Origin of the sequence: Bradyrhizobium sp. CSA112 (genome assembly GCF_029051645.1) — a bacterium.
GTDB lineage: Bacteria > Pseudomonadota > Alphaproteobacteria > Rhizobiales > Xanthobacteraceae > Bradyrhizobium.
Map to the genome: position 1 here is coordinate 14063 of NZ_JAACFS010000004.1, position 24763 is coordinate 38825.

Below are 24763 nucleotides of genomic sequence, written 5' to 3' on the forward strand. Positions count from 1 at the left end.
AGGGACAAATGAACAAGGCACTATTGGCGCTGGTTGCTGCGGCGATGAGCCTGTCGGCCGGATCGGCCATGGCTCAGAAGAAGCAGCTCGTCATCGTCGTCAAAGGCCTCGACAATCCGTTCTTCGAGGCCATTCATCAGGGCTGCGAGAAGTGGAACAAGGAGAACGCCAGTTCTCCCTATCACTGCTTCTACACGGGACCTGCTTCGACCTCGGACGAGGCGGGCGAGGCCCAGATCGTCCAGGACATGCTTGGCAAATCCGACACCGTGGCGATTGCGATCTCGCCTTCGAACGCGCCGTTGATCGCCAACGCGATCAAGGCCGCCAAGCCCAAGGTGCCCGTCATGACGCTCGACGCCGACCTCAGAAAGGAAGACGCAGCGCTTCGCAAGACCTATCTCGGCACCGACAATTACCTGATGGGCTTTCGGCTCGGCGAATATCTCAAAAAGGCAAAGCCGAACGGCGGCACGGTCTGCCTGATCGAGGGCAATGCCGCTGCCGACAACATTCTGCGTCGCGCCTCCGGAACGCGCGATGCCTTGTCCGGCCAGAAAGGTCTGGACAGACTGAAGGGCGAAGGCGGCTGGACCGAGATCGCAGGTTGCCCGGTCTTCACCAATGACGACGGGCCGAGGGGTGTGCAGGCCATGTCGGACATCCTCACCGCCAATCCGAAACTCGATGCGTTCGTGATCGAGGGCGGATGGCCGCTGTTCGGCGCGCCGCAACCCTATCGTCAGCTCACGGATCAGTATAAGGCGCAGATCGCCAGCAAGTCGCTGGTGATTGTCGCCGCCGATACCATCGGCGAGGAAGTCGCGATCGCCAAGGAAGGTCGCGTCGAAGCGCTGGTCGGTCAGCGGCCATTCGAGATGGGTTACAAGGCGCCTTCGGTCATGATCGATCTGATCGAGGGCAAGAAGGTGGATGACCCGGTATTTACCGGCCTCGACGAATGCACCAGGGAGACCGCGGATACCTGCATTCAGAAATAGCCGCAAATCCCGTGCAGGGATCGAGCGCGGTCACGGGTTCGCAGGAAGGAAAGAGGGAGGCGCGTGACGCCTCCCTCTTTGTTTTCGCGGGCCAGCTTGACTTCGTAAAGCAATCCATCGAGAGGTGGATCGCTTCCGCCTTCGCTCAAGCGCCATGGCGGAACATAAGAAAATCCTGATGGGAGCCGCCGCCCGATGTCGTCCCGCAACCGAGCCAAAGCCGCCAACGCCTCCACCACCGTGAAGGACGCCACCTTCGGCCTGCTCCGCGCGTTCGGCATCAAGCGCGTGTTCGGCAATCCCGGCTCGACTGAACTGCCGTTCCTCAGCGACTGGCCCGACGACATCGATTACGTGCTGGGCCTGCAGGAAGCCTCCGTCGTCGGCATGGCCGACGGTTATGCGCAAGCCACCCGCAACGCCGGCTTCGTCAACCTGCATTCCGGCGCCGGCGTCGGCAATGCGCTCGGCAATATCTATACCGCCCATCGCAACCAGACCCCGCTGGTGATATCAGCGGGCCAGCAGGCGCGCTCGATCCTGCCGCTGCAGGCCTTTCTCTATGCCGAGCGCGCCTCGGAATTTCCGCGGCCTTACGTCAAGTACAGCGTCGAGCCGGCGCGCGCCGAGGATGTGCCGGCGGCAATCGCGCGGGCCTATTACGTCGCGATGCAGCCGCCCTGCGGGCCGACCTTCGTCTCGATCCCGATCGACGACTGGACGCGGCCCACGCAGTCAGTTCAAGCCCGCCAGGTAAGCCGCGAAATCGGGCCCGACGCGGCGGCGATGAAGGCGCTGGTCGCCGCACTTTCGGCGAGCAAACGCCCCGCCCTCGTCGTCGGCTCCGCCGTCGACCGCGCCGAGGCTGTCGAACTGATGGTGCGGGTCGCGGAGAAGACGAAGGCCGCCGTCTGGGTCAGCCCGTTCTCGGCGCGCTGCTCGTTTCCGGAACGGCATCCGCAGTTTTCCGGCTTCCTGCATGCCTCGCCGGGACAGCTATCGGACACGCTGCGCGACCATGACCTCGTGGTGGTGATCGGCGCGCCGGTGTTCACCTTCCATGTCGAGGGCCATGCCTCGATCTTCGACGGCGCGACCACGATCTTCCAGATCACCGACGATCCGGACGCTGCCGCCATCACGCCGTCGGGCGCCAGCATCATCGCGACCATGAAGCCGGCGCTTTCGATGCTGCTGGACCTCTTGCCCGAAACGACGCGCGCCGTGCCTTCGCCCCGCACGCTGCCGCCCGCCCCAGTGGCCGCCGACCCGCTTCCGGTCGAATTCCTGCTGCACTCGCTGTCTGAAGCCATGCCCGCCAATGCGGTGCTGGTGGAGGAAGCCCCCTCGCACCGCCCGGCGATGCAAAAGTTCATGCCGATGCGCGGCCAGGACAGTTTCTACACCATGGCAAGCGGCGGCCTCGGCTACAGCCTGCCCGCCGCCGTCGGCATGGCGCTCGGACGCCCCGGCATCCGCACCGTCTGCCTGATCGGCGACGGCTCGGCGATGTACTCGATCCAGGCGCTGTGGACCGCGGCCCAGCGCAAGCTGCCGCTCACGGTCGTCGTCATCAACAACGCCGGCTATGGCGCGATGCGCTCGTTCAGCCAGGTGATGCAGGTGCGCAATGTGCCTGGGCTGGAATTGCCCGGCATCGATTTCGTCAAGCTCGCCGAAGGCATGGGCTGCCACGCCGTGCGGGTGACGAAGTCATCCGAGCTTGCGGGCGCGCTCAGCTACGGACTTTCGCATGCCGGCACCAGCCTGATCGAGGTGATGGTGGATTCCGCCGTCCCGCTGCTCTACGCGCAGAAGGGTTGAGGCGAGTCTCTCTCCACGTCATTGCGAGGAGCGAAGCGACGAAGCAATCCATTCTTTCTTTGCGCGGTGAGATGGATTGCTTCGCGGAGCCTGTCATCGGGCGCGCATTCGCGCGACCCGTTGGCTCGCAATGACGCGGAGAGACCGAGCTCACGCCCGCGCCGCCGCGATTTCGCCCGCAAGGCGGCCATAGTCGGCCCACACCAGATTCAGGAACAGCGGCGGCTCCTGCTGCGCCTGAAGCATCTGCGCGCAGCGCGCCTTGGCGCCCTCCATCCCCCACCATTTCTGTGCCGACACCGCGAGCTTGCGAAAGTGATTGAGCGTGCTTGAAAATTTTCGGCGGTCGGCGCCGGCAAGGCCGGCGCAATGGTTGAGCCAGTTGAATCCGGCGACGACGGCGCTCGCCAGATCGTTCGTGGTGTCGCCGGTGAATTCGATCACCGTTTCCTCGTGCGGCCGGTGCCGAAGGTAGCCGTCCAGTATCGCCGCTTGCGAATCCGGCTCGGCGAGCAGCTTGAATTCACCCCTCGGCACCATCACGAGATAGCGGGCCGCTTCCAGCCGCGTGTGGTCGCAGACCGTCTGCCTGTCGGCGCCGGCATTCGATGCCGCCCGCTTGCAGGCCGGATAGACCCATTTCCCGCCATCGGCGGCGTCGAGATATTGCCTGCCCTGCTTCTCGATATCCAACAGCAGCGCATGCGGAGCATCCGGCGTCGCCGGCGCCTTTCCGAACGGCCATGCACGCCAGCTCATGAGACCTCATTTGACTCAAAGCCTCGACAATTCACCCGCGAGTTCCGTACGCGGCAATACTTGACGTTGCTCTACGTTCGCACGAGAATTCAGCATGGGGCAACCATGGAGTGAATGCCATGAAAAAACCAAGCCTCGGAAAAGCTGCCCTCGCGGTCTCCGTCTTCACATGCGCGACCATGCTCTCGTTTGACTGGAGCGAACAAAGGGGCGCTTCGCTATCCATCGAGCGCGCGCTGGCACAGATGGTTGATCCATCGACCCCGGCGCCGGGCGTCACCCGGCGGCAGGCGCGGCGGGCCGCGGCCGGTGCTGCCGCCGTGGGCGCCGGTGCTGTCGCAGCCGGAGCGACTGCCGCCTACTACGCCGGCGGCGGCCCTTATGCCTACGGCGGTAACGGTCCCTACGCCTACTACGGCGGCAACGATCCCAACGCCAGTTACGGCGGCGGCAGCGGTCCCAATGCCTATTACGGTGGCCCGGGCATATGGAGTCAGGACTACGCGGCGCGCAATGGCATCATCTGCCAGCCCGGCACAATGGTCCGCCTTGACGACGGCCGCATGCACCGCTGCCAGTAAGCGATTGTCGAGAACGGCGGCCGAGGGGCCGCCGTTGTCGTTCGCATTGAGAAAATTCGTAGCCCGGATGGAGCGCAGCGCAATCCGGGATCAGTTCCATCTGCGGATAGACCTATCCCGGATTTCGCTTCGCTCCATCCGGGCTACGTTCTCACTTCCCGTAGGCTTCCCGCATCTTCGCCTGGATCTTCGCCATGCCTGATATCCAGCGGTCGTAATTCTCGGTCTTCTTGCGCATGTAGCCGAGCACCTGCGGGTGCGGCAGGATCACGAAGGTTTCCTCTTCCAGCCCCTTCAGCACGTCCTGCGCCACCTGCTCCGGTGAAAGGTCGCCGTCGCCGGATTGCGGGCCCTTGGGGATCGCGCGCAGCATGTTGGTGTCGACGCCCTGCGGGCACAGGATAGAAACCCTGATGTTGTCCGCCTTGTGCGAGATCGCCAGATTCTCGGCAAAGCCGACGGCGGCATGCTTGGTGGTCGAATAGGCCGGGCTGCCGACCTGCGACAGCAGGCCTGCCGCCGAAATCGTATTGAGGAAATAACCGCCGCCGCGCGCCTTCATGCGCGGGATCAGGTGCCGCGCCGCATAGACATGGGCCATGACATGAACGGCCCAGCTTCGCTGCCACGGTTCGTCGGAGTTTCCGCCGGCATTCACCGATAGTGGATCGAAACCGCCGCCGATGCCAGCATTGGAGCAGAACAGCGCAATCGGGCCGAATTGATGCTCGGTCTCCTCGATGACGTGATGGATGTCCTTCTCCTTTCCGACATCGCATTTGAAGGCCGCGCCACCGATCGGAGTGGCGACGGCTCGCGCGCCGTCGGGATCGATATCGGCGACAACGACTTTGGCGGCGCCTTCGCGGTGAAAGGCCTCGCACATCGCCTTCCCGATACCGTTGGCGCCACCGGTGACAACCACGACTTTGCCGGTCACCTGCATGGCCGTTCCCCCGTTTTCTAAAAGCTTACGTCAGGATCATCATATCGAGAATAGCGGTATAGTGGCACGCGGCGCCGAGCAAGACGAAGCCATGCCAGATCGCATTCTGGAAACGCAGCCGCTGCCAGGCGTGGAAGATCACGCCAAGGCTATAGAGCACGCCGCCGGCTACGACGAAGCCCAGCGCCAGCGGCGGCACCGCTTTTACCACCGCGTCGTAAATCATGACGCCGCTCCAGCCCAACGCCAGATAGAGTCCCACAGCCAGACGATCATACCGTCCCGGGCGCGCCAGCTTCAGCACGACACCGAGGATCGCGGCGCACCACACCCCAGCCAGCAGCGCGATCGCGAGATAGCTCTCCCTCAGTTGCACGATGAAGGGCGTATAGGTGGCGGCGATCAGCAGATAGATCGCAGAATGATCGAAGCGGCGCAGCACCCATTTGGCGCGCGACACCGGCCAGAGATTATAGATCGCCGACAACGTCAGCATCGCCAGCAGGCCCGCGACATAAATCGATACAACGGCAATTTCGATCGCGCTGGCATAAATCGCTGTCAGCACGATCAGGGCGGTGGCGGCGACAAGCCCCAGGCAGACACCGACGATATGCACGACGCCGTCGGCGATCAGCTCCGCACGATCATAGTTCCAGTGCATGGCGTCGGCCGCCGCATGGATGGATGTCGAGGCGAGTTGTTTCAGTCTGAAGATGGTCATGCAGGTCCACAGAAGCTGGTCAGGGAGCGATTAAGACATGGGTGTTCCGAGGTCAACGAACCGTTCAAAGCCGCCGGCCTGGAGGCCGTCATCATGCGGAAAAGCAGGTGGTCTCGTACTCCACAGCCGTGGCATTTTCGTGCTGCCGGTGACAAGCCGATATCCGTAGAAGCCCGTGGTCAGCCCATCACGAGAGCTTGATTTTGGGTCGGCAATCGCCACTTTTCTGGCATCGCCCACCAATGCGTCTCTTACATCGAGCCTTCCGCGCCCGTATGCCCCCCAGTTTTTCAGACATCGTCGAGGAAGCGCGTTTGTCGGCGCGGGCACTTCTGGATTACGGCGACAGCTTCTTCAATCCCACCGTGCGGCTCGGCGTCACCGGCCTGTCGCGCGCCGGCAAGACCGTGTTCATCACGGCGCTGATCCACGGCCTGACCCGCGGCGGAAGGTTTCCGGTCTTCGAGCCCTATGCCACCGGCCGGATCGCCCGCGCCCGGCTCGAGCCGCAGCCGGATGATGCCGTGCCGCGCTTCGACTATGAGAACCACGTCCGCACGCTGATCGAGGAGCGGCGCTGGCCGAACTCCACCGTCGACATCAGCGAACTGCGCCTGGTCATCGACTACCAGCGGCAGAACGGCGCCGATCGCACGCTCACCATCGACATTGTGGATTACCCCGGCGAATGGCTGCTCGACCTGCCGCTGCTCAGCAAGAGTTATGAGCAATGGTCGGTCGAGAGCCTTGCGTTGTCGTGCGAGGGCCCGCGCGCAAAGCTCGCCGCGCCGTGGCACGAGCACCTGAAGACGCTTCATCCCGAAGGCCGCGAGAACGAACAGGCGGCGCTCGCGGCCGCCAAGCTGTTCACGGATTACCTGCGCGCCTGCCGCGATGAACGTTTTGCGATGAGCCTGCTGCCTCCAGGACGCTTCCTGATGCCGGGCAACCTCGCAGGCTCGCCGGCGCTGACCTTTGCGCCGCTGGAAGTGGCCAGCGACGGCAGCGCGCCCGACGGTTCGCTGTGGGCAATGATGCGGCGGCGCTATGAGGCCTACAAGGACGTCGTGGTGCGCCCGTTCTTCCGCGATCATTTTGCGCGGCTCGACCGGCAGATCGTGCTGGTCGATGCCCTTGCCGCCTTCAACGCCGGCCCCGAGGCGCTGCACGATCTCGAAGCCGCGCTGTCGGGCATTCTCGATTGCTTCCGCATCGGCCGCAGCACGATCCTCAGCAGCCTGTTTCGTCCCCGGATCGACCGCATCCTGTTTGCCGCCACCAAGGCCGATCACCTGCACCGTCAGAGCCATGACCGTCTGGAAGCGGTGCTGCGGCGCGCGGTCGCCAAGGCGGCCGACCGCGCCGAATATGCGGGAGCTGCGATCGACGTGGTCGCGCTGGCCGCGGTGCGCGCCACGCGCGAGGCGATGGTGGCGCGCGGCCGGGACAAACTGCCGTCCATCCTTGGTACGCCCGCGCCCGGCGAGAGCGCCAATGGCGAGGCCTTCGATGGCGAGACCGAAGTCGCGACCTTTCCGGGCGACCTGCCCGCCGATCCCGAGGAGCTGTTCAACGGCGGCTTTCGCGGCCTTTCCAGCACGCCGTCCGAAACGGCCGACTTCCGCTTCCTGCGCTTCCGGCCGCCGCTCCTGGAACGCGCGGCCAACGAAGAGCCCGCGCTGCCTCACATCCGCCTTGACCGCGCCCTCCAGTTCCTGATCGGAGACCGACTGCAATGAGCGAGAAGACGCCCCATCGGCGGCCGGCGACGTTCAAGCTCGGCGATCCCGGCGTGATCGTGATGGATCCGGACGAGACCGGGCGCCCTGCCCGCGGCACGGTGCATGTCACGCCGGAGGCAGATCCCGCCCTGTTGCCCGTTCCGATTGATGCGCCGCTGGTTCCGGTGCGCCGCGGCTTTCGCTGGGGCGCGCTGTTCTGGTCGGCCGTCGGCGGGCTGGTGCTGCTCGGCACAGGGCTTGGCATCGTCAACATGGTCGAGGATCTGTTCGCGCGCAGCCAGACGCTGGGCTATGTCGCGCTGGCATTTGCGGTCGCAGCCGCGCTGGCGCTATCCGTCGTGATCGCGCGCGAAGCGTTCGGGCTGGCGCGGCTGGCGGCGATCGAAAAGCTGCATTTGCGCGCCGCCGAGGTGCTGCGCAGCGACGACCGCGCCGAGAGCCGCGCCGTCGTCAACGAGCTGCTCAGGCTGGCGCATCAGAACCCGCAACTGGCCCGCGCCCGCGCCACGCTGGTGAGCCATGCCGACGACATCATCGACGGCGCTGACATGATCAAGCTGGCCGAGCGCGAATTGATGGCGCCGCTGGATGAAGAGGCGCGGCGTCTGGTCTCGCAAGCCGCCCAGCGCGTCTCGGTCGTGACGGCGGTAAGCCCGCGCGCGCTGATCGACGTGCTGTTCGTGTTCGTCGCCGCGATGCGGCTGATCCGGCAATTGGCGCGGCTCTATGGCGGCCGGCCCGGCACGCTCGGCATGATCAGCCTGCTTCGCCACGTCATCGGCCATCTCGCGATCACCGGCGGCATGGCGGTCGGCGACAGCCTGGTGCAACAAATGCTGGGCCATGGCATCGCCGCAAAACTCTCGCAGCGGCTTGGCGAAGGCGTGCTGAACGGCCTGCTCACGGCAAGGCTGGGCCTTGCCGCGATCGACGTGACGCGCCCATTGCCGTTCACCGCGCTGCCGCGGCCAGCGCTGGCCGATCTCGCCAAGGATTTGCTGCGCAAACGCGATGGAGAGGCGTGAGGTTTCGATCCCGCCAAGCTGGCGAGTTCCAACTCTCTCTCAACGGCGTTCGATAGGAACAATTCATCCTTGCCGATCTTCTCCTCAGCGACCGATGCGGAGAGCTTCGACGATGAAAGGATTGGCACCGCACGACAAGAAGCCGTGACCTCATGGCGCGGGTCCTGATCGGCACGTCCGGCTGGCACTACGATTCCTGGCGTGGCCCGTTCTTCCCCAAGGGCCTGCCCCTCAAAGAGCAGTTGCCCTACTACAGCAGCCAGTTTTCGACGACTGAACTCAACGGCGTGTTTTACAGAACGCCCACGCCGGAAGCGGTCACAAGCTGGCGGGATCAGACCGGGCGCGACTTCATCTTTGCCTGGAAGGCATCCAAATTCATCACCCATTGGAAGCGGCTCTCAGGCAATTCGGTCAACAGCCTCGAACTGCTGGAGGATCGCCTGTCCCTGCTCGGCAGGAAGGCCGGGCCGATCCTGTTTCAACTACCGCCGAACTTTGAGGTAGATGCCGACCGGCTCGCCTCCTTCTTGAAGCTGCTGCCGAAGAAACGGCGCTACAGTTTTGAATTCCGCCATCCAAGCTGGTATGCACCAGAGATATTGCGCCTGCTTCGGGCACAAAACATCTCGCTATGCATATCCGACCATCACGATGCACCCGCCCCGTGGACGCGTACCGCCGACTTCGTCTACGTGCGCGGACACGGACCCACAGGCCGCTACAAAGGCCACTACAGTCAGCGCACCCTCTCGGAATGGGCACGCCGTATCAGGTCATGGAAAAAGCAAGGCTGTGACGTGTTCGTCTATTTCGACAACGACCAGAAAAGCGCAGCACCTGCCGACGCCAGATCCCTGCGTGAAATCGTAGGGGCGGCAAAGGAGCGTTAGCGACGTGCCCACCATCTATCACCGATTGCGCAGCCCAGCAAACCTCGGGTAATTCATATCGCGAGATGCGCAAGCTCGTACAGCCGTCATCCTACAGTCCGTCGTCACCCGCCTTGTGCGCAATTGCGCACTGGGGCGGGTGATCCTGTATTCCAGAGACGTCAATGATTGAACCGATAAGCGCGCGGCGTACTGGTTTTGTGGCAGCGCCCCGCGGGCTACGAAGCGTACGCCTCGAACCTGAAAACCCCCGCCAGCACGCGCCAGCGGAACAGCGGCGAATCCGGTGGCGGGGAAAGCTCGGGCGTCCAGCCGGTGAGTTTTTCCAGCGCGTAGGTATCCATCACAACCCCGCGCCAGATGCGCTCGACCCGCTCCAGCGGCTGCCGCTTTGCCGTGGTGAGATCCCACAGCGGCAGGCGATGGTCGGGTTCGCGCGCGACGTAGAGGCCGGGATGATCCTTGATCGCCTTCATGCCGGGATCGCGGAAGTCCTGGAATCTGCCGCGCTCGTTGATCTGGATGACGGGTACGCGCCCGTTGAAATACCAGCGCAGCATCGCATAGGTGCGATAGTCCGACGTCGCGATCCAGGTCGCGCCGGTCTTCTGCAATTGCTCTTGCGCGCGCGCCACCACCTGCTCATAGCCGGCCTCGCCGCCGACGGGATCGGTCCTGCCGATCAAATTCCAGGGCGCCGCGACGTAATAGAAGAACACGCCGACCACGAACGCGATGCCCGAGATGACAGCCACCCTCGCCCACCAGAATGTCGATTTGACGATCCATTCCGGCCAGCCCTCGCGCGGCAGCATCACGAGATTGATGGCGGTCGCGGCAAAGCCGGCGGGCCACAGGAACATCGGCCAGGTGTCGCCGACACGCAGGGTCAGCGACTTCCAGAGGAAATAGAGGAAAGGCACCAGCACGGCGGTCGACAGCAGGATCGCGACCGGCTCGCGGGCGCGATAGCCGCGCCAGGCCGTCAGCGTCACGCCGGACAGCACCACCGGCAACAGCACGAAGCCGACGAGACCGAACTGCAGGCCGATGAATTCGCCGACGGTGCGGAGCGACAGTTGATGGGTCGCAACCGCACGCACGAACTGGAAGCGGAGCGACGCCCAATCATGCTGCGCGTTCCAGACCAGCACCGGCATAAACACGACCACCGCAATCAGCGCCGCCAGCCATGGCCAGGGACTGAGCAGCCAGCGCCGACGCCAGTCCGGCACCAGCGCAAACGCTGCGACCGCCGGCAGCAGCATGATCGCGGTGAATTTCGACAGCAGCGCCAGCCCTGCGAACAGACCGGCGGCCAGCCACCAGCGCGGATTGCCGCTCTCGTGCAGCCGCACCAACGACCACAGCATCGCGACCGCACAGGGGATCATCGCCGTGTCGGGCGCGACCTTCGCCATCAACAGTCCGTAATACAGCGCCGCTTCCGGCAACAGCACCGCAAAGATGACGGCGCGAACATCATGTGTCACACGCCGGACGATGTCGGCGAGCAGAAGCTGCGTGACCAGCATCGCGACGATGCCGCCGAACCGCACGCCGAGATTGGTGTCGCCGAAGATCGCGGTGCCGAACCGGATCAGCCAGGCGATGCCGGGCGGATGATCGAGAAAGGCGAGCGCGCTCTCCTTCGACCAGGTCCAGTAATAGGCCTCGTCGGTACGCAGATCGAGCACGCCGGCGTAGACCAGCCGCATCGCCGTCATCGCCGCAATCAGCAGCGCAACGGCAAGCCAGGGCGCTGCAAACCATGGCGGCGCGGCGGGACTGGCTTGGCTCTTATGGGGCTTGGCAATCGTCACGGCGCTTTCTCCTCGACTGCGCCGGGAGTGTCAACGCGGCCGTGGCGGAAAAAGGTTTATCGTCGCCCCTGCGAACGCAGGGGCCCATAGCCACCGATGGTGATAAGGGAAATAGCTTTTGGCCGCGGAGAGCTTATTGAAAGGCCACGGCGTATGGGTCCCTGCGTTCGCAGGGACGACGGAGGATGGTATTCACCGCTGGAATTAGGCATTAGTATCGCCAATATTGACCCCGTGGATCGCATGCCCGCTCTATCCAGAGAACAACTGACGACCTTCGTTCGCGGCATCAGTCTGCGGCAGGTCCGCCTCGTCAGCGGCGTCGTGCTGTTCGCCTATCTGGTCAGCCATTTCCTCAACCATGCGCTCGGCAACATCTCGCTGGAGGCATTGGCGAGCGGCGTCTATCTCCACACCGCATTCTGGCAATTCCTCCCCGTCACGATCCTGTTCTATACCGCGTGCCTGGTGCATACCGCGCTCGGCATCTGGGCGCTCTATGAGCGCAGACAATTCCGCTGGAAGGCGATCGAGCCGCTACAGCTTGCGCTCGGCCTCAGCATACCGATGCTGATCATCGCCCATATCATCGGCGTCCGGCTCGGCCAGACGCTGTTCGGACACGAAAAACTCTATCCGCAGATACTGTTCCTGTACTGGATCTGGGCGCCGTGGCGGATACCGATGATGCTCGCGGTGATGACGATCGCCTGGGTCCATGGCTGCATCGGGCTGTATCTCTGGCTGCGGATGCGCTCGTTCTATAAACGCGCCGCGCCGTTCCTGCTCGCCGCGGCCGTGCTGGTTCCGACGCTCTCCATGCTGGGCTTCTACCAGAGCGGGCGCATGGTCATCGACAGTGACAGCGAGGAATGGCGCGCGGAGACCCAGTCGACGCGCCAGATCGGCACCCGCGCCGAAGCACAAGCGCTCGACCGCATCACGGACTATTTCCTGTTCGGTTATTTCGGCCTGATCGGCATCGCGCTGCTGGCCCGGGGCGCCCGCGCCATCAACGAGCGCCGCCGCGGCATGATCAATCTCTCCTACGGCAACGGCCGTACCGTGCGCGTCCCCAAGGGCCTCAGCGTGCTCGAAGCGAGCCTGCGCAACAACGTGCCGCACGCCAGCGTCTGCGGCGGCCGCGCGCGCTGTTCGACCTGCCGCATCCGCATCATCGGCGACTACAGCGACCTGCCCAAGCCCTCGCAGCGCGAGGCGTTCGTGCTTGGCCGGGTCGGCACATCAGACCCTTCGATCCGCCTGGCCTGCCAGTTGCGGCCGCCGTCGGATCTCTCGTTCTTCCAGCTGTTCCTGCCGCACACCTCCGCGGACGGCCACGAATCGAACCCGACGCGCGTCGGTCAGGAGCGCTATCTCGTCAGCCTGTTCGTGGATATGCGCGGCTCGACCCAATTGGCCGAAAAGCGCCTGCCGTTCGACACGGTGTTCATCGTCAACCGTTTCCTCGGCGCGGTATCGCAGGCGGTGATCGAGAGCGGCGGCCGACCGAACCAGTTCATCGGCGACGGCATGCTGGCGCTGTTCGGGCTCGCCTGCAGCCGACAGGAGGCGTGCCGCCAGGCGTTGAGGGCCGCAGCCCTGATCGCCGTCAATGTCGACGAGCTGAACAAGTTTCTCGAACACGATCTGCGCGAACCGATCCGCTTCGGCATCGGCATCAATGGCGGCGAAGTCATCGTCGGCGACATCGGCTATCGCGACCACATGGTGTTCACCGCGCTCGGCGATCCCGTCAATGTCGCGGCGCGACTGCAGGATATGACCAAGATTCTTGCATGCGAGGTTGTCGTCTCGGACGAGGTTCGTGCAACGGCAGGACTGGCAGGAGATGCGCTGCCGGAGCAGCAAGTGACGATCCGCGGACGCAACGAGCCGATGATCGTGCGTACTGTGGCGGACGCGCGGATGCTGCCGGCGCTGGTTAACGATGAACAAAGCGCGGCAGCCTGAAATCGCTTCGGTGATAGCGGTTCGAAGCCTGTGTGATGCTTTTCACATCTGAATAATCGTTCAGAAAATTCTCGGCGAACGAGGCGCAGATTGCTCGAACCCGCTCTGTGAGGGACGCGACAGATTGGCGATGGGTAAGACGGAAACTGAAACCCGCGCCAAGACAAAAACGTCGAACGCGCACACTCAAGGAGAACGACCATGTTTCGCAAAGTGTCTCTCGCTGCTGTTGCCGCTGCTTCGCTGAGCGTGATGGCGCTGGCGCCCACCTCCGCTTCGGCGGGCGGGTTCTGGCCGCATCACCATCATCATCACCACTGGGGTCATGGCCATCACTGGGGTCATGGCCATGGCTTCAGGGTCGGCTTCATCGGTGGCGGCTACAACGGCTGCTATGTAACCCGCCGCGTGCTGACGCCGTATGGCTTCCGCTGGCGGACGGTGAACGTCTGCTACTGATCGAGGTGCAGACGCTCGGTCTCGAAAGCCCCGGTCGCGCACGCGGCCGGGGTTTTCCGTTCGCAAGACGCCATGCCGGAGGCCCGCCCCCACCTCCCTGCAAGCGGAGGAATGACGTCAACCCGCAGCCGATCGAACCATTTGCCCAATTTCGGAATCGCCGCCGCCCGGCCGCCTCAAATGAGCGCGAAACCGGCAAAACGGCGAAAATCGGTGGCGAATGGGCGGTTTTTTGCCGAAACGGGCATTCCGTTTGCGCTACCCAGCCTGCCCCAACCCGCGTATCCTCTTGTCTCGGGCATGCCGGTTAGTGCGGGGACCGGCGGCTCGATTACTTTTTTTGATTCCGCGGAGACGACGTGAATGGCTAAAGGTACGGTGAAGTGGTTCAATCCAACGAAGGGTTACGGGTTCATCCAGCCCTCGAGCGGCGGCAAGGACGTGTTCGTTCATATTTCGGCAGTTGAGAAAGCTGGTCTTTCGACGCTCAATGAAGGGCAGACCGTCGAGTACGAAGAAATCGCCAACCGCGGCAAGACTTCGGCCGAGAACCTCAAGGTTTAGCGCTAACGCGTAATCGGCAACGGCACGCTCTCGGACTAAAAATCCGGGAGTAAGGCTTAAAAAACTTCTCAAAAACTGTGAGCGTTCGGCGGAGCGGGCACCGCTTCTGCACGCACGATAGCTAAATCATGCGCGAGAACCGGCCGCTCAATCTTCCGTGACCCATTTCTGAACCGTCATCACGTCCGGTGGCTGCAGGTAGCCACGCGGCCAGAGATCGACGACCCATTCGACCTTGGTGGCGCGATCGACCAGCACCGCGGTGTTGTGCGGCGTCTGCAACACCAGCGTATTGCCGCGATAACGCGGATCGCCGATCGCGTGATGCTTCAGCAGGCCCCATTCCTGCAGCACCAGCAACAGGCTGGTGGTGTTGCGCGTCGTGTCCCAGCAATCGTAATTGTGCTTGTCGTCGAAGTAGCGGAAATCAGCTTTCGCCACGCGCTTGTTGGTGCCGAGGACCGGCCCCATGCGGCGGTCGAACCACACCACGGCCTTCTGCACCGCGGCGCGTTCGGCCGCGGCCGACGCGCGCCCCGCGGCCATGATCTGGGTCAACGCCTTGCGATCGGCGTCGGTGAAATCGAGGATCTCGCGCCGCCGGCAGACGAAGCCGTAGCAGACGGTCATGGATTTGGCTGACGGTGGATAGATCGAAACCGAACTGTAGAGGTTGGCGACCGCAGCACTCATCTCGACGGCCTTCGCCGCGGAAACGCCAAGCAACGCCGCAAGGAAAGCGCCGAATACGGCCGCCACTCCTGCGCAGATCTGCCTTCCCAGTATGGGCTGTCCGGCGTCTCTCATGATCCCTGCTGTTCCATGCGACGAGCCTGACGATTAGCGCGGCTCCTTCACGCTGCCAACCAGCAAGCCGGCAATCTGTGGATCACGCCGCGGAAATTCCGGCTGCTGTGTTTTCCGTGCGCCAGTTGGTTCCGCTCGCACCCCATTCCAGCCTTGGCGATCCGGCCATCCCCTGGAAAATTGGGAGGATTTTGTGCCCTGTTCTGTCAATCCCGGCCCCGGTAAGCTGGCTGGAGCCAAGAGAATCCTATGCTGATTCCGCAATCGCCCCTTCCGCCCTTCAGCGCGCCCTACGCGCCCGACGATCGTGCCATGGCCACCCGCCTGCTGCAGGCCGCGCGGCTTGAGCCGGTGCAGGAGAAACGCATCGATCGCATGGCGACGCGGCTGATCAAGGCCATCAGGGCCAATGACGATCCACTCGGCGGCGTCGAGGACATGCTGCGGGAGTTCGCGCTGTCGACCAAGGAAGGGCTGGCGCTGATGGTGCTGGCGGAAGCGCTGCTGCGCGTGCCGGACGCCCGCACCGCGGACCAGTTCATCGAGGACAAGCTCGGTCAGGGCGATTTCGTCCACCACGAGACGCGATCAAGCGCCTTCCTCGTCAACGCCTCGGCGTGGGCGCTCGGCATGTCGGCCCGCGTGATCCAGCCCGGGGAGACGCCGCAGGGGACCATCGGACGGCTGACCAAACGGCTGGGCGCACCGGCGGTGCGGGCGGCGACGCGGCAGGCGATGCGGCTGATGGGCAATCATTTCGTACTCGGCGAGACCATCGAAGCCGCGCTGTCGCGCGCGCAGCCGCATTCCTCGCGCCATCAACGTTACTCCTTCGACATGCTCGGCGAAGGCGCGCGCACGGCCGATGATGCCGCGCGCTATTTCAATTCCTATTCAAGCGCGATCGACGCGATCGGCCGCACCGCCGACGATCATCCCCTGCCCGACCGGCCCGGCATCTCGGTCAAGCTCTCGGCACTGCATCCGCGCTTTGAGGCGGTGAGCCACGCACGGGTGATGAGCGAACTGGTCCCGCGCCTGATCGATCTTGCCAGGCAAGCCAAATCCTATGACCTCAATTTCACCGTCGATGCCGAGGAAGCGGATCGGCTGGAACTGTCGCTCGACGTGATAGCGGCAGCGCTCGGCGATCCCTCGCTGGCAGGCTGGGACGGCTTTGGCCTGGCGATCCAGGCCTACCAGAAGCGCGCCTCCGACATGATCGATTACGTCGATCGTCTCGCACGCAGCCTCGATCGCAAAATGATGGTGCGGCTGGTCAAGGGCGCCTACTGGGACACCGAAATCAAGCGCGCGCAGGAACGCGGGCTCGACGGCTACCCCGTGTTTACCCGCAAGGCGATGACGGATTTGAATTACCTTGCCTGCGCGCAGCAATTGCTGGCGCTGCGGCCGCGGCTCTTTCCGCAATTCGCCACCCACAACGCGCTGACGGTCGCGACCATCCTCGAACTGGCAACCGACCAGAGCGGATTCGAATTCCAGCGCCTGCACGGCATGGGCGAGGCGCTCTATGCGAAGCTCAGCGAGGATCGCCCCGACATCGCCCATCGCACCTATGCGCCCGTCGGCAGCCACCGCGACCTGCTGGCCTATCTGGTGCGGCGACTATTGGAGAACGGCGCCAATTCGTCCTTTGTCGCGCTCGCCGCCGACGAGGCGGTGCCAGTGTCGCAATTGCTGCGGCGTCCGACCGACATTATCGGCAGCGCCGAAAACGCCGCGCATCCCAACATCCCGTCGCCCCGCGATCTCTACGGACCCAACCGAAGAAATTCCCGCGGGATTGAATTCGGCGAGCGCGCGGCGCTGGAGCAACTCGTCTCTGCCATCGCAGCCGCACCATTGCCCGCGCCGGGCAGCGTCGCCGACGCAACCGAGAGCGAGGCCAATGCGGCGATACTGGCTGCGCGCGACGGCTTCAAGCACTGGGCCAGGACGCCGGCCGAGACGCGCGCGGCGGCGCTGGAGAAGGCCGCCGATCTGCTGGAGCGGCGCACAGCGCATTTCATTGCGCTGCTGCAGCGCGAAGGCGGCAAGACATTGGACGATTCGATATCGGAAGTCCGCGAGGCCGTCGACTTCTGCCGTTACTATGCTGCACAGGGGCGCGAACTGTTCGGCGAAGGCGAGCCGATGCCGGGGCCAACGGGCGAAAGCAACATGCTGTGCCTGCGCGGCCGCGGCGTTTTCATCGCGATCTCGCCGTGGAATTTTCCGCTGGCGATCTTCCTGGGTCAGGTCACCGCAGCATTGATGGCAGGCAACGCGGTCGTTGCGAAGCCCGCCGAGCAGACGCCGCTGATTGCGGCTGAAGCCGTCAGGCTGTTGCATGAAGCCGGTGTGCCGACGTCAGCGCTGCATCTGGCCGCCGGCGATGGCCGGATCGGCGGCGCGCTGGTGGCGCATCCTGACATCGCCGGCGTTGTTTTCACCGGCTCGACCGAAGTTGCGCGGACGATCAACCGCGCGCTCGCCGCCAAGGATGGACCGATCGTGCCGCTGATCGCCGAGACCGGTGGCATCAATGCGATGATCGTCGATGCCACCGCCCTGCCCGAGCAGGTTTCCGACGACGTCGTGACCTCGGCCTTCCGCTCCGCCGGCCAGCGTTGCTCGGCACTGCGGTTGTTGTTCCTGCAGGACGACGTCGCCGACCGCATGATCGAGATGATAGCTGGTGCGGCGCGCGAACTTGTTATCGGCGATCCCTCCGACCCCGCCACGCATATCGGCCCGGTGATCGATGCCGAGGCCAAGCAGCGGCTGGACGCGCATATCGAACGCATGAAGAAGGAAGCCCGGGTGCACTTTGCGGGTAACACACCACAAGGCAATTATGTCGCGCCACATATCTTCGAACTGTTCGATGCGAGCGAGCTAACGGAAGAGGTGTTCGGCCCGGTGCTGCATGTGGTGCGCTACCGCGTCGACCGGTTCGACCAGGTGCTGCAATCGGTCGAACGCTCCGGCTACGGGCTGACGCTCGGCATCCATTCCCGGATCGACGATACGGTGGAGGACACGATCGACCGGCTCCAGGTCGGCAACATCTATGTTAACCGCAACATGATCGGCGCGGTCGTCGGCGTGCAGCCGTTCGGCGGCCACGGGTTATCCGGCACCGGACCCAAGGCCGGCGGGCCGCATTATCTCGCGCGCTTTGCAACCGAGCAGACGGTGACGATCAATACGGCGGCGGCCGGCGGAAATGCAGCGCTGATGTCTGATGGGGAGTAGTTGCATCACCTTCCAAGATGGGCCAAATGACGTTTGAACCTGATCGCTCATAGCGATAATTCAACAGGAACGACGAATGTCACGGAGCGGCGCCACGATGGAAAAGGGTATTTTCGAAGGCCTCAAGGTTCTGGACTGCGCGAGTTTTATCGCAGCGCCTGCGGCCGCAACCGTGCTGTCGGATTTCGGCGCCGACGTGATCAAGATCGAGCCGCCCGGCTCCGGCGATCCCTACCGCAATCTGCCGAATTTGCCGGGCTACCCGCATAGCGAGCATAATTTCGCGTGGATGCTCGAAGGCCGCAACAAGAAGAGTCTTGCGCTCGATCTCTCGAAGCCCGAGGGCCAGGCCGTGCTGCATCGGCTGGCCGCCCAGGCCGATATCTTCATCACCAACTATCCGCCGCAGGTACGCGAGCGGCTCGGCATCACCCACGAGCATCTAGCGCCCCGCAACGACCGGCTGATCTACGCGTCCTTTACCGGCTACGGCGAAAAGGGTGAGGAAGCCAACAAGCCCGGCTTCGACTCCAACGCCTATTGGGCGCGCTCCGGCCTGATGGACCTGGTCCGCGCGGACGAACACACCACGCCGGCGCGATCGATCGCCGGCATGGGCGATCACCCCTGCGCAATGGCATTTTACGGCGCAATCGTCACCGCACTCTACAAGCGCGAACGCACCGGCAAGGGCTCGCATGTCAGCTCCAACCTGATGGCCAACGGCGTCTGGGCGGCTTCAGTGCTGGCGCAGGCCAAGCTGGTGGGCGCGAAATTCGGCGAACGCCGGCCGCGCGAGCGCGCGCTCAACGCGGTCACCAATCACTACCAGTGCAAGGACGGACGCTGGCTGATCCTCTCCTTGCTCAACGAAGACCGGCAATGGCCGATCCTGGCGCGCTGCCTCGGCCGCGAAGACCTCATCAGCGATTCCCGGTTTGAGACGAAGAAGGACCGCCACGCGCGGTCGGTTGAACTGATCAAGATCTTCGACGAGGTCTTTGCGACCAAGGACCTTTCCGAATGGCGCAAGATCCTCGACGGCAACGGCCTCGTGTTCGGCGTCGTCGGCATTCTCGACGATATTCCAAACGACAAGCAGATGATCGAGAACGAGGTGCTGGTGCCGTTCGAGAACGACACCATGCTGACGATCTCCAGCCCGATCTGGGTGGACGGCAGCAGGAAGGTTCAGCCGCGAAAGCCGCCGGGCATCGGCGAGCACAGCGACGAGATTCTCCGCAACGCGGGCTATGACGAAGCCGCAATCGGCAAGCTGCGCGCGGCTGGCGCGGTGGCGTGAGCAAGCAAGCCATGCCCAGCTACCGATTGCATTACTTTCCAGAGTCGGGAAACAGCTACAAGCTGGCGCTGATGCTCACGTTGTGCGGCGAGCGCTTCGAGCCGGTCTGGACCGATTTCGGCGGCGGCGTGACGCGGACAGCGGAATGGCGGCGCGACGTCAACGAGATGGGCGAAATACCGGTGCTCGAGGTGGACGGCGAACGCCTCACCCAGACCGCGCCGATCCTGCTGAAGCTCGCCCGGCAATTCGGCCGGTTCGGCGGCGAGACCGAGCAAGAGCAGTTCGAACTGCTGCGCTGGCTGTTCTGGGACAACCACAAGCTCACCGGCTACATGGCGACCTATCGCTATTACCGCGCGTTCACGCCGTCACCGGACGAGCACGTGTTGAAGCATTTCCGCAGGCGTCTCGATGATTTCCTTTCGATTCTCGAACAGCACATGCAAAAAAATGCATTCGCCATCGGCGAACGGCCGACGGTGGCTGACATCTCGATGATGGCCTATCTGCATTATCCCGCCGATGAGACCGGGTATGATCTGGCGGCAACTCACCCCGCGATCAACGCCTGGCTTAAACGCATGGCGCAATTGCCGGGCTGGAAATCAGCCTATGATCTATTGCCCGGCAAGCGCCTGACGCACTACGCCAAGTGATGGTTTGTAACGCTAAGGCATGATGAGTTTAGGTCGAAGCAAACGCGCCGGCGCTATTCCCGTCATCTCAGGAATAAGCGCACTTGCGCTTATTCCGAAGGTGCGAGCCTTGCGGTGCACTTGCACCGCTGGGCGAGCCTCGAAGGATGAACGGCCCGTGGCCGTCGCCCTTCGAGGGCCGTGCTGCGCACGGCCACCTCAGGGTGACGGATCACGATGATGCAGCTTGCTTCATCATGCGCTAGCGGCTTTTGACGAAGCACATGCCGATGCGCGAGATCTTGCCGGCGGCCTGACAGGTCAGGCCTTCGGCGCAAGTCCAGTCGCGAAAACTAGCGTCATTGTTAGCGGACGGCTTGCCCTGCGCATAGCAATGCGCGCCCCAGCCGTCGTAATAGTTGGTGCCGGCGAGTTCGGTGCTGCCGCGCAACTGCGGACGGCTGGCGAACCCGCGCGAGTAATCCGGCGACTTGCCGTCGCGCAGGCTTACGAGAATATCGCGACGGCGGATCTGGTCGCCGAAGAAATGCGGCGACGCCGGCACGACGGTAGAATTCGACGGTTTATCCGCCATCCAGTCGACGCCTGGGAAATGAAAACCGCCGATGCCCCGGGTCTGGTGGCAGCCGGAGCAGGTCACGTCGTTGAGCCGCCGTTCGAACCCGGCGAGCGAGCGGATGTTCTGCAGCTTCACGCCACCTGCCACAGCCTTCCTGAGCGCCGCCACGACGTCGGCCTCGCTGAACACGGCACCCTCGCCTTGCACCAGTCCGAATTCGGGCTCCAGGTCCGATGGATCGAATCCTACCGGCGTTGGCGCAATCGCGCCGCTCGCAAGGAATTTTTCCGGGATCAGCACAGTGCCGCGATCGAACGCGACGAGATTGGCGGGATCGAGCAGCCATGCCCTGAACTCGCGCTTGAGGCCATCGTCCGCCAGAAGGCGCGCGCGGTCGATCTGGTTTTCCATCGGCGATTCCGCGAACGCGCGCGCGTCACGATCGTAGCGAAATACCTTCAACAGATAGTCGGTGCGGAAATCTCGAACCGAAGATTTCGGCGCGTGCGCGATCTGCAGATTGGTCTCGATGCGGTCGATATTCTCGTGGGTGATCAGGTCGAGCGGGCCATCCCTTACCGACAGCATTCCTCGGAGCGACGCGGCAAGCCAGCGACCCGCGATCTCAGAACAGTTGATCGCCGCCCCCTCGCCTTTCGCCTTCAGCACGAGGTTCAGCGTCATCGGCAGCCGCGGCGGCGAAGCGTCGTCGCCGGCCGCCTTGTTCGCCCGCGTCAGGCGGTAGATCAGGCGGATCTCGCCGCAGCTCGCTTCCGCGGCGTAAGTGCGGTCCATGCGGTTGACGATGCCGGCCAGCACGAACCGTGTCTCGGCCGAGTAAAGCTGCGTGCGGTCGAACAATTGGAAATCAAAACCCTCGCCGACGCCGATGGTCTCCTTCGGCAGGCTCGCTCGGCGCCGCGCGATGTAGCGCTCGAACTCGCCGTCGATCGCCCGCCGGACCGGCGCCATCGACGGCACGGCGAACAACTCGCTGTTGGCAAGCGGGATGTCAGCCGACCGCTCCGGCAACAGCAAGCGATCGAGGCGAAATTTTCCGGCGTCGAGTTCGCGCAGCGTCGCGAGATCGGTGACGGCTGTGCCGCGCTCCAGCGCCGCATCCTGTGCCGCATGCGCCGGCAAAGCGCCGTACAGCAGAGCAAAAACGATGGCGAGAAATCGTGGCACGCGGCTCATGTCCCACCTAACACCGCGCAAAGAGGTCTATTCAAGGAAAAAGGCGCTTCACGTCGCCGTGAAACGCCTTCCTGTTCGTATGTCATCCCGTCAGCGCGCGACGATCAGGCCCTTGCTGGTCACGACCACCCAGCGACCGTCCTGCTTGCGAATGGCGTCGACGCGGCCAACGCCGGGCACGGGATCGCCGGCATAGACCTCATACATGCCGCGACGACCCTCGATCAGGGCGCTGCCATTGGAGACGTCGCGCAGTACCCAGCCTTCGACGGTCGGCAGCCGGGCAACTTCGGGCTTGGGCGGCGCCGCTGGCACGGGCGCCGGTGCCGGCGCAGCGGCCTGCTGCGGTATGGTGCCCGTCACGTCCCTCTCCTTCGCAGGCGCCGGCGCCGCGGCAGCGGTCGTCACAGACGCCTGGGCGGAGCGGAGCTTGTCCACGGCCTCGCTGAGCTTGGCGAGCTTCGCGGCGGGCTCGGCCTGCGCCTTCTCGACCTTGTCGAGGCGGTCGCTGGTCTTGTTGAACTGCGTCGTACCGGCCTTGGCGGTCTGCTCGAGGCTCGCCTTCAGCGCGACGATGTCGGCATCGATCCGCGCCACGGTGGCTTCGAGCGCGCTATCCTTCGTCGACGCCTGGGTGGCCGAATCTCCGGCCATCAACTTTCCAATCCCTGCGGTTGCCAGCGCGCCGCCCAGCGCGCCCGCCACCGTCGCCAGCGCCACTACGGCGGCCATCGCCCCGATCCGTCGTTTGCCGGACGATCCTTCCGCCGGCGCAGCCTTCGCATCGGCGCCGGCGCGGTCGCCGGGCGACATGATCATCACATTGGCGGGAAAGCGTGGTGCTTCCGGCTTTACGGCGTCGATCCTGGGAGCGTCGGTCTTGAGAGCATCGGCCTTGGGAGCGTCGGTCTTGGGAGCGTCGGTCTTGGGAACTTCAACCTTTGACGCCTCGGCCTTTGGCGCTTCCATCTTGACGGCCTCCACCTTGGGCGCGTCAGGCTTCGGCGAGGTCTGCTCCTGCTCGGGCGCCAGTCTCGCCGCCTCGACCTCAGCCGCGGCCGTTACCGGCTCGCTCGGTGCCGGCACATCGGGAGCTGCGGGCCCGGAGCCAAGGGTTCCGGTTTCACCGCTGGTGGGCTGGGGTTGCTGATCGCTCACGTTGCATTCTCCAGAATTGATTGACCATTTGGTAACTTTTATTGCTTGCCAAATCGTTACCGGCCGCAGCCTTACCGAAATTTTAGGAACTCATCCGGCCGGATTTTTGCCGCCAAAGGCAGGCCATCCGGTCCCAAGCTCCCTATGCTGCCCTGCGGCATCCCTGCCGGTTCCGTTTGCGCCGGTCTGTTTCCCGATTAACATGGACCGACCGACCAGCCAGAAAGGCAGGTGGCCGTCATGACCATCGAGAAATGCATCAACGAGTTTGATGTAGATGACGTCATTTTTGAGGAAGGCTCGACCGGGCGGGAACTGTTCGTGGTGCTCGATGGCCAGGTCGAGATTGCCAAGATGAACGGCGCCAGCAAGACGGTGATCGTCACGCTCGGCAAGGGTGAATTCTTCGGTGAGATGGCCGTCATTGACGGCTCCTCCCGCTCGGCAACGGCCATCGCCGCGGCGCCCAAAACCCGCGTGATGCGGATCAATCACGCCCGCTTCGTCTACCTGGTCAGCCAGCAGCCGGCCTTTGCGCTGATGATCATGGATGCGCTCAGCAAGCGCTTGCGGGCCTCCAACACGGTCGCCTTCAAAGCCGCGGCCGGTTCATGAGCGAGCGCAGACCGAGCCCATTCAAGACGCTGCGCGACAGCGAGGTCTGTACGCTGATCGAGGCGGCCGAGAACGTCTATCAGATACGCTTCAAGAACCGCGGGGCGAACGCCTATCTGGTGCGTGGCAGCTCGCGCACCATCCTGATCGATGTCGGGCTGTCGTCAAACTATCCGCACCTGCTGGCGTCCCTCGACCATATCGGCGTGAAGCCCGACGACATCGACATGGTGGTGCTGAGCCACGAGCATCTCGACCACATCGGCGCTGCCTATCATTTCCACGGCCGCGCCTTTATCGCCGCACATCGCCTGGCCGCCAACAAGATCATGCTGCGCGACGACTTCTCGATGCTACGCAAGATGTTCAACGAGCCGAACGTGCCGATCAATATCGATCTCTGGCTGGAAGAAGGCAATCTGATCGACCTCGGCAATTTCCGCCTCAACGTGATGTACACGCCCGGCCACACCTCGGCCTGTATCACTTTGTTCGATCAGGACAAGGGGCTGTTGTTCGCCTCCGACACGCTGATGCCCGGCGGGGTGATGGGCGGGGTGTTCGGCTCCGGCAGCATCGCCGATTACATCCAGTCACTGGAACGGCTGAAGGGCCTGGACTCGAAGATCCTGCTGTCGGGGCATGGGCGGCTATCCGACACACCGCAAGAGGACGTGCGCATCGCGATCCAGCGTTCGCACGGATTGCTGTCGGACACCGCGCAATTGTTCGACGCGCTCGATGCACGAGCGAACTTCGAGCCGATCATGCAGTCGGTACGCGACCTCAACAAGCTCGACGACTGACCGTCATTGCGAGCGCCAGCGCAGCAATCCATCGTCCCGCACGGTAAGAATGGATTGCTTCGTCGCCATCGCTCCCTTGCACA

At 63.8% G+C, this 24763-nt stretch carries 21 protein-coding genes; 14 read left to right on the forward strand and 7 right to left on the reverse strand.

Going from position 1 to position 24763, the window contains the following annotated elements; genetic code table 11:
- Positions 1–8 precede the first annotated feature (8 nt).
- Positions 9–1001 (forward strand): sugar-binding protein, encoded by a 993-nt coding sequence (locus GWE18_RS10060; RefSeq protein WP_275185621.1) that lies wholly within the window; start codon positions 9–11, stop codon positions 999–1001.
- A 195-nt stretch (positions 1002–1196) separates the two neighbouring features.
- Positions 1197–2825: a benzoylformate decarboxylase gene (gene mdlC / locus GWE18_RS10065; RefSeq protein WP_275185622.1), complete on the forward strand. Its 1629-nt coding sequence runs from the start codon at positions 1197–1199 to the stop codon at positions 2823–2825.
- Positions 2826–2975: 150 nt separating this feature from the next.
- Here the strand turns inward: mdlC and GWE18_RS10070 are convergent, their stop codons facing one another.
- Positions 2976–3584, reverse strand: a complete 609-nt coding sequence (locus GWE18_RS10070) for a hypothetical protein (RefSeq protein ID WP_275185623.1) — start codon at positions 3582–3584, stop codon at positions 2976–2978.
- A 119-nt stretch (positions 3585–3703) separates the two neighbouring features.
- On the opposite strand from GWE18_RS10070, the gene GWE18_RS10075 reads away from it, so the two are divergent.
- Positions 3704–4165 (forward strand): hypothetical protein, encoded by a 462-nt coding sequence (locus tag GWE18_RS10075; RefSeq protein WP_275185624.1) that lies wholly within the window; start codon positions 3704–3706, stop codon positions 4163–4165.
- 151 nt (positions 4166–4316) lie between these two features.
- Here GWE18_RS10075 and GWE18_RS10080 read toward each other — a convergent pair whose 3' ends face one another.
- Both GWE18_RS10080 and GWE18_RS10085 read right to left on the reverse strand, forming a co-directional pair.
- Positions 4317–5111, reverse strand: a complete 795-nt coding sequence (locus GWE18_RS10080) for an SDR family oxidoreductase (RefSeq protein ID WP_275185625.1) — start codon at positions 5109–5111, stop codon at positions 4317–4319.
- A gap of 25 nt (positions 5112–5136) precedes the next feature.
- The gene (locus tag GWE18_RS10085) at positions 5137–5835 is read right to left on the reverse strand and encodes a hemolysin III family protein (RefSeq protein ID WP_275185626.1); all 699 of its coding nucleotides are present in this window, start codon (positions 5833–5835) and stop codon (positions 5137–5139) included.
- A gap of 275 nt (positions 5836–6110) precedes the next feature.
- Here GWE18_RS10085 and GWE18_RS10090 point away from each other — a divergent pair, with 275 nt between their 5' ends.
- The 3 genes from GWE18_RS10090 to GWE18_RS10100 all read left to right on the forward strand — a co-directional run bounded on the left by GWE18_RS10090 (position 6111) and on the right by GWE18_RS10100 (position 9495).
- The gene (locus GWE18_RS10090) at positions 6111–7574 is read left to right on the forward strand and encodes a YcjX family protein (protein ID WP_275185627.1); all 1464 of its coding nucleotides are present in this window, start codon (positions 6111–6113) and stop codon (positions 7572–7574) included.
- On the forward strand, positions 7571–8602 hold the full coding sequence (locus tag GWE18_RS10095) for a TIGR01620 family protein (RefSeq protein WP_275185628.1): 1032 nt from the start codon (positions 7571–7573) through the stop codon (positions 8600–8602). The genes GWE18_RS10090 and GWE18_RS10095 overlap by 4 nt, the downstream gene beginning before the upstream one ends.
- Before the next feature lie 152 nt (positions 8603–8754).
- Positions 8755–9495: a DUF72 domain-containing protein gene (locus GWE18_RS10100; RefSeq protein ID WP_275185629.1), complete on the forward strand. Its 741-nt coding sequence runs from the start codon at positions 8755–8757 to the stop codon at positions 9493–9495.
- Between the two features lie 218 nt (positions 9496–9713).
- On the opposite strand, the gene GWE18_RS10105 is transcribed toward GWE18_RS10100, so the two are convergent.
- Positions 9714–11222 (reverse strand): glycosyltransferase family 39 protein, encoded by a 1509-nt coding sequence (locus GWE18_RS10105; RefSeq protein WP_275185981.1) that lies wholly within the window; start codon positions 11220–11222, stop codon positions 9714–9716.
- 339 nt (positions 11223–11561) lie between these two features.
- Between GWE18_RS10105 and GWE18_RS10110 the strand changes: the two genes are divergently transcribed.
- From GWE18_RS10110 to GWE18_RS10120, 3 genes are all read left to right on the forward strand, one after another.
- The gene (locus GWE18_RS10110) at positions 11562–13292 is read left to right on the forward strand and encodes an adenylate/guanylate cyclase domain-containing protein (RefSeq protein WP_275185630.1); all 1731 of its coding nucleotides are present in this window, start codon (positions 11562–11564) and stop codon (positions 13290–13292) included.
- Between the two features lie 201 nt (positions 13293–13493).
- The gene (locus tag GWE18_RS10115; protein ID WP_275185631.1) at positions 13494–13751 is read left to right on the forward strand and encodes a hypothetical protein; all 258 of its coding nucleotides are present in this window, start codon (positions 13494–13496) and stop codon (positions 13749–13751) included.
- Between the two features lie 363 nt (positions 13752–14114).
- Positions 14115–14315 carry a cold-shock protein gene (locus GWE18_RS10120; RefSeq protein ID WP_028351035.1) on the forward strand — a complete coding sequence of 67 codons (201 nt, stop codon included), beginning with the start codon at positions 14115–14117 and terminating at the stop codon, positions 14313–14315.
- 147 nt (positions 14316–14462) lie between these two features.
- On the opposite strand, the gene GWE18_RS10125 is transcribed toward GWE18_RS10120, so the two are convergent.
- On the reverse strand, positions 14463–15008 hold the full coding sequence (locus GWE18_RS10125) for a hypothetical protein (RefSeq protein ID WP_275185982.1): 546 nt from the start codon (positions 15006–15008) through the stop codon (positions 14463–14465).
- Between the two features lie 369 nt (positions 15009–15377).
- Here GWE18_RS10125 and putA point away from each other — a divergent pair, with 369 nt between their 5' ends.
- The 3 genes from putA to GWE18_RS10140 all read left to right on the forward strand — a co-directional run bounded on the left by putA (position 15378) and on the right by GWE18_RS10140 (position 20345).
- A complete protein-coding gene (gene putA / locus GWE18_RS10130) occupies positions 15378–18383 on the forward strand; it encodes a bifunctional proline dehydrogenase/L-glutamate gamma-semialdehyde dehydrogenase PutA (protein ID WP_275185983.1) in 3006 nt (1001 codons plus the stop codon).
- Positions 18384–18480: 97 nt separating this feature from the next.
- Positions 18481–19686 carry a CoA transferase gene (locus GWE18_RS10135; RefSeq protein ID WP_275185984.1) on the forward strand — a complete coding sequence of 402 codons (1206 nt, stop codon included), beginning with the start codon at positions 18481–18483 and terminating at the stop codon, positions 19684–19686.
- A gap of 11 nt (positions 19687–19697) precedes the next feature.
- Complete coding sequence (locus tag GWE18_RS10140) at positions 19698–20345, forward strand: glutathione S-transferase family protein (protein ID WP_275185986.1); 648 nt, start codon at positions 19698–19700, stop codon at positions 20343–20345.
- A 241-nt stretch (positions 20346–20586) separates the two neighbouring features.
- On the opposite strand, the gene GWE18_RS10145 is transcribed toward GWE18_RS10140, so the two are convergent.
- Positions 20587–22101, reverse strand: coding sequence for a hypothetical protein (locus tag GWE18_RS10145; RefSeq protein ID WP_275185632.1), 1515 nt, complete (start codon positions 22099–22101; stop codon positions 20587–20589).
- Between the two features lie 90 nt (positions 22102–22191).
- The gene (locus GWE18_RS10150; RefSeq protein WP_275185633.1) at positions 22192–23259 is read right to left on the reverse strand and encodes a hypothetical protein; all 1068 of its coding nucleotides are present in this window, start codon (positions 23257–23259) and stop codon (positions 22192–22194) included.
- 240 nt (positions 23260–23499) lie between these two features.
- Between GWE18_RS10150 and GWE18_RS10155 the strand changes: the two genes are divergently transcribed.
- Both GWE18_RS10155 and GWE18_RS10160 read left to right on the forward strand, forming a co-directional pair.
- Positions 23500–23874: a cyclic nucleotide-binding domain-containing protein gene (locus GWE18_RS10155; protein WP_057855328.1), complete on the forward strand. Its 375-nt coding sequence runs from the start codon at positions 23500–23502 to the stop codon at positions 23872–23874.
- A complete protein-coding gene (locus tag GWE18_RS10160) occupies positions 23871–24680 on the forward strand; it encodes an MBL fold metallo-hydrolase (RefSeq protein ID WP_057855327.1) in 810 nt (269 codons plus the stop codon). Before GWE18_RS10155 ends, GWE18_RS10160 begins: the two co-directional genes overlap by 4 nt.
- Positions 24681–24763: the final 83 nt, after the last annotated feature.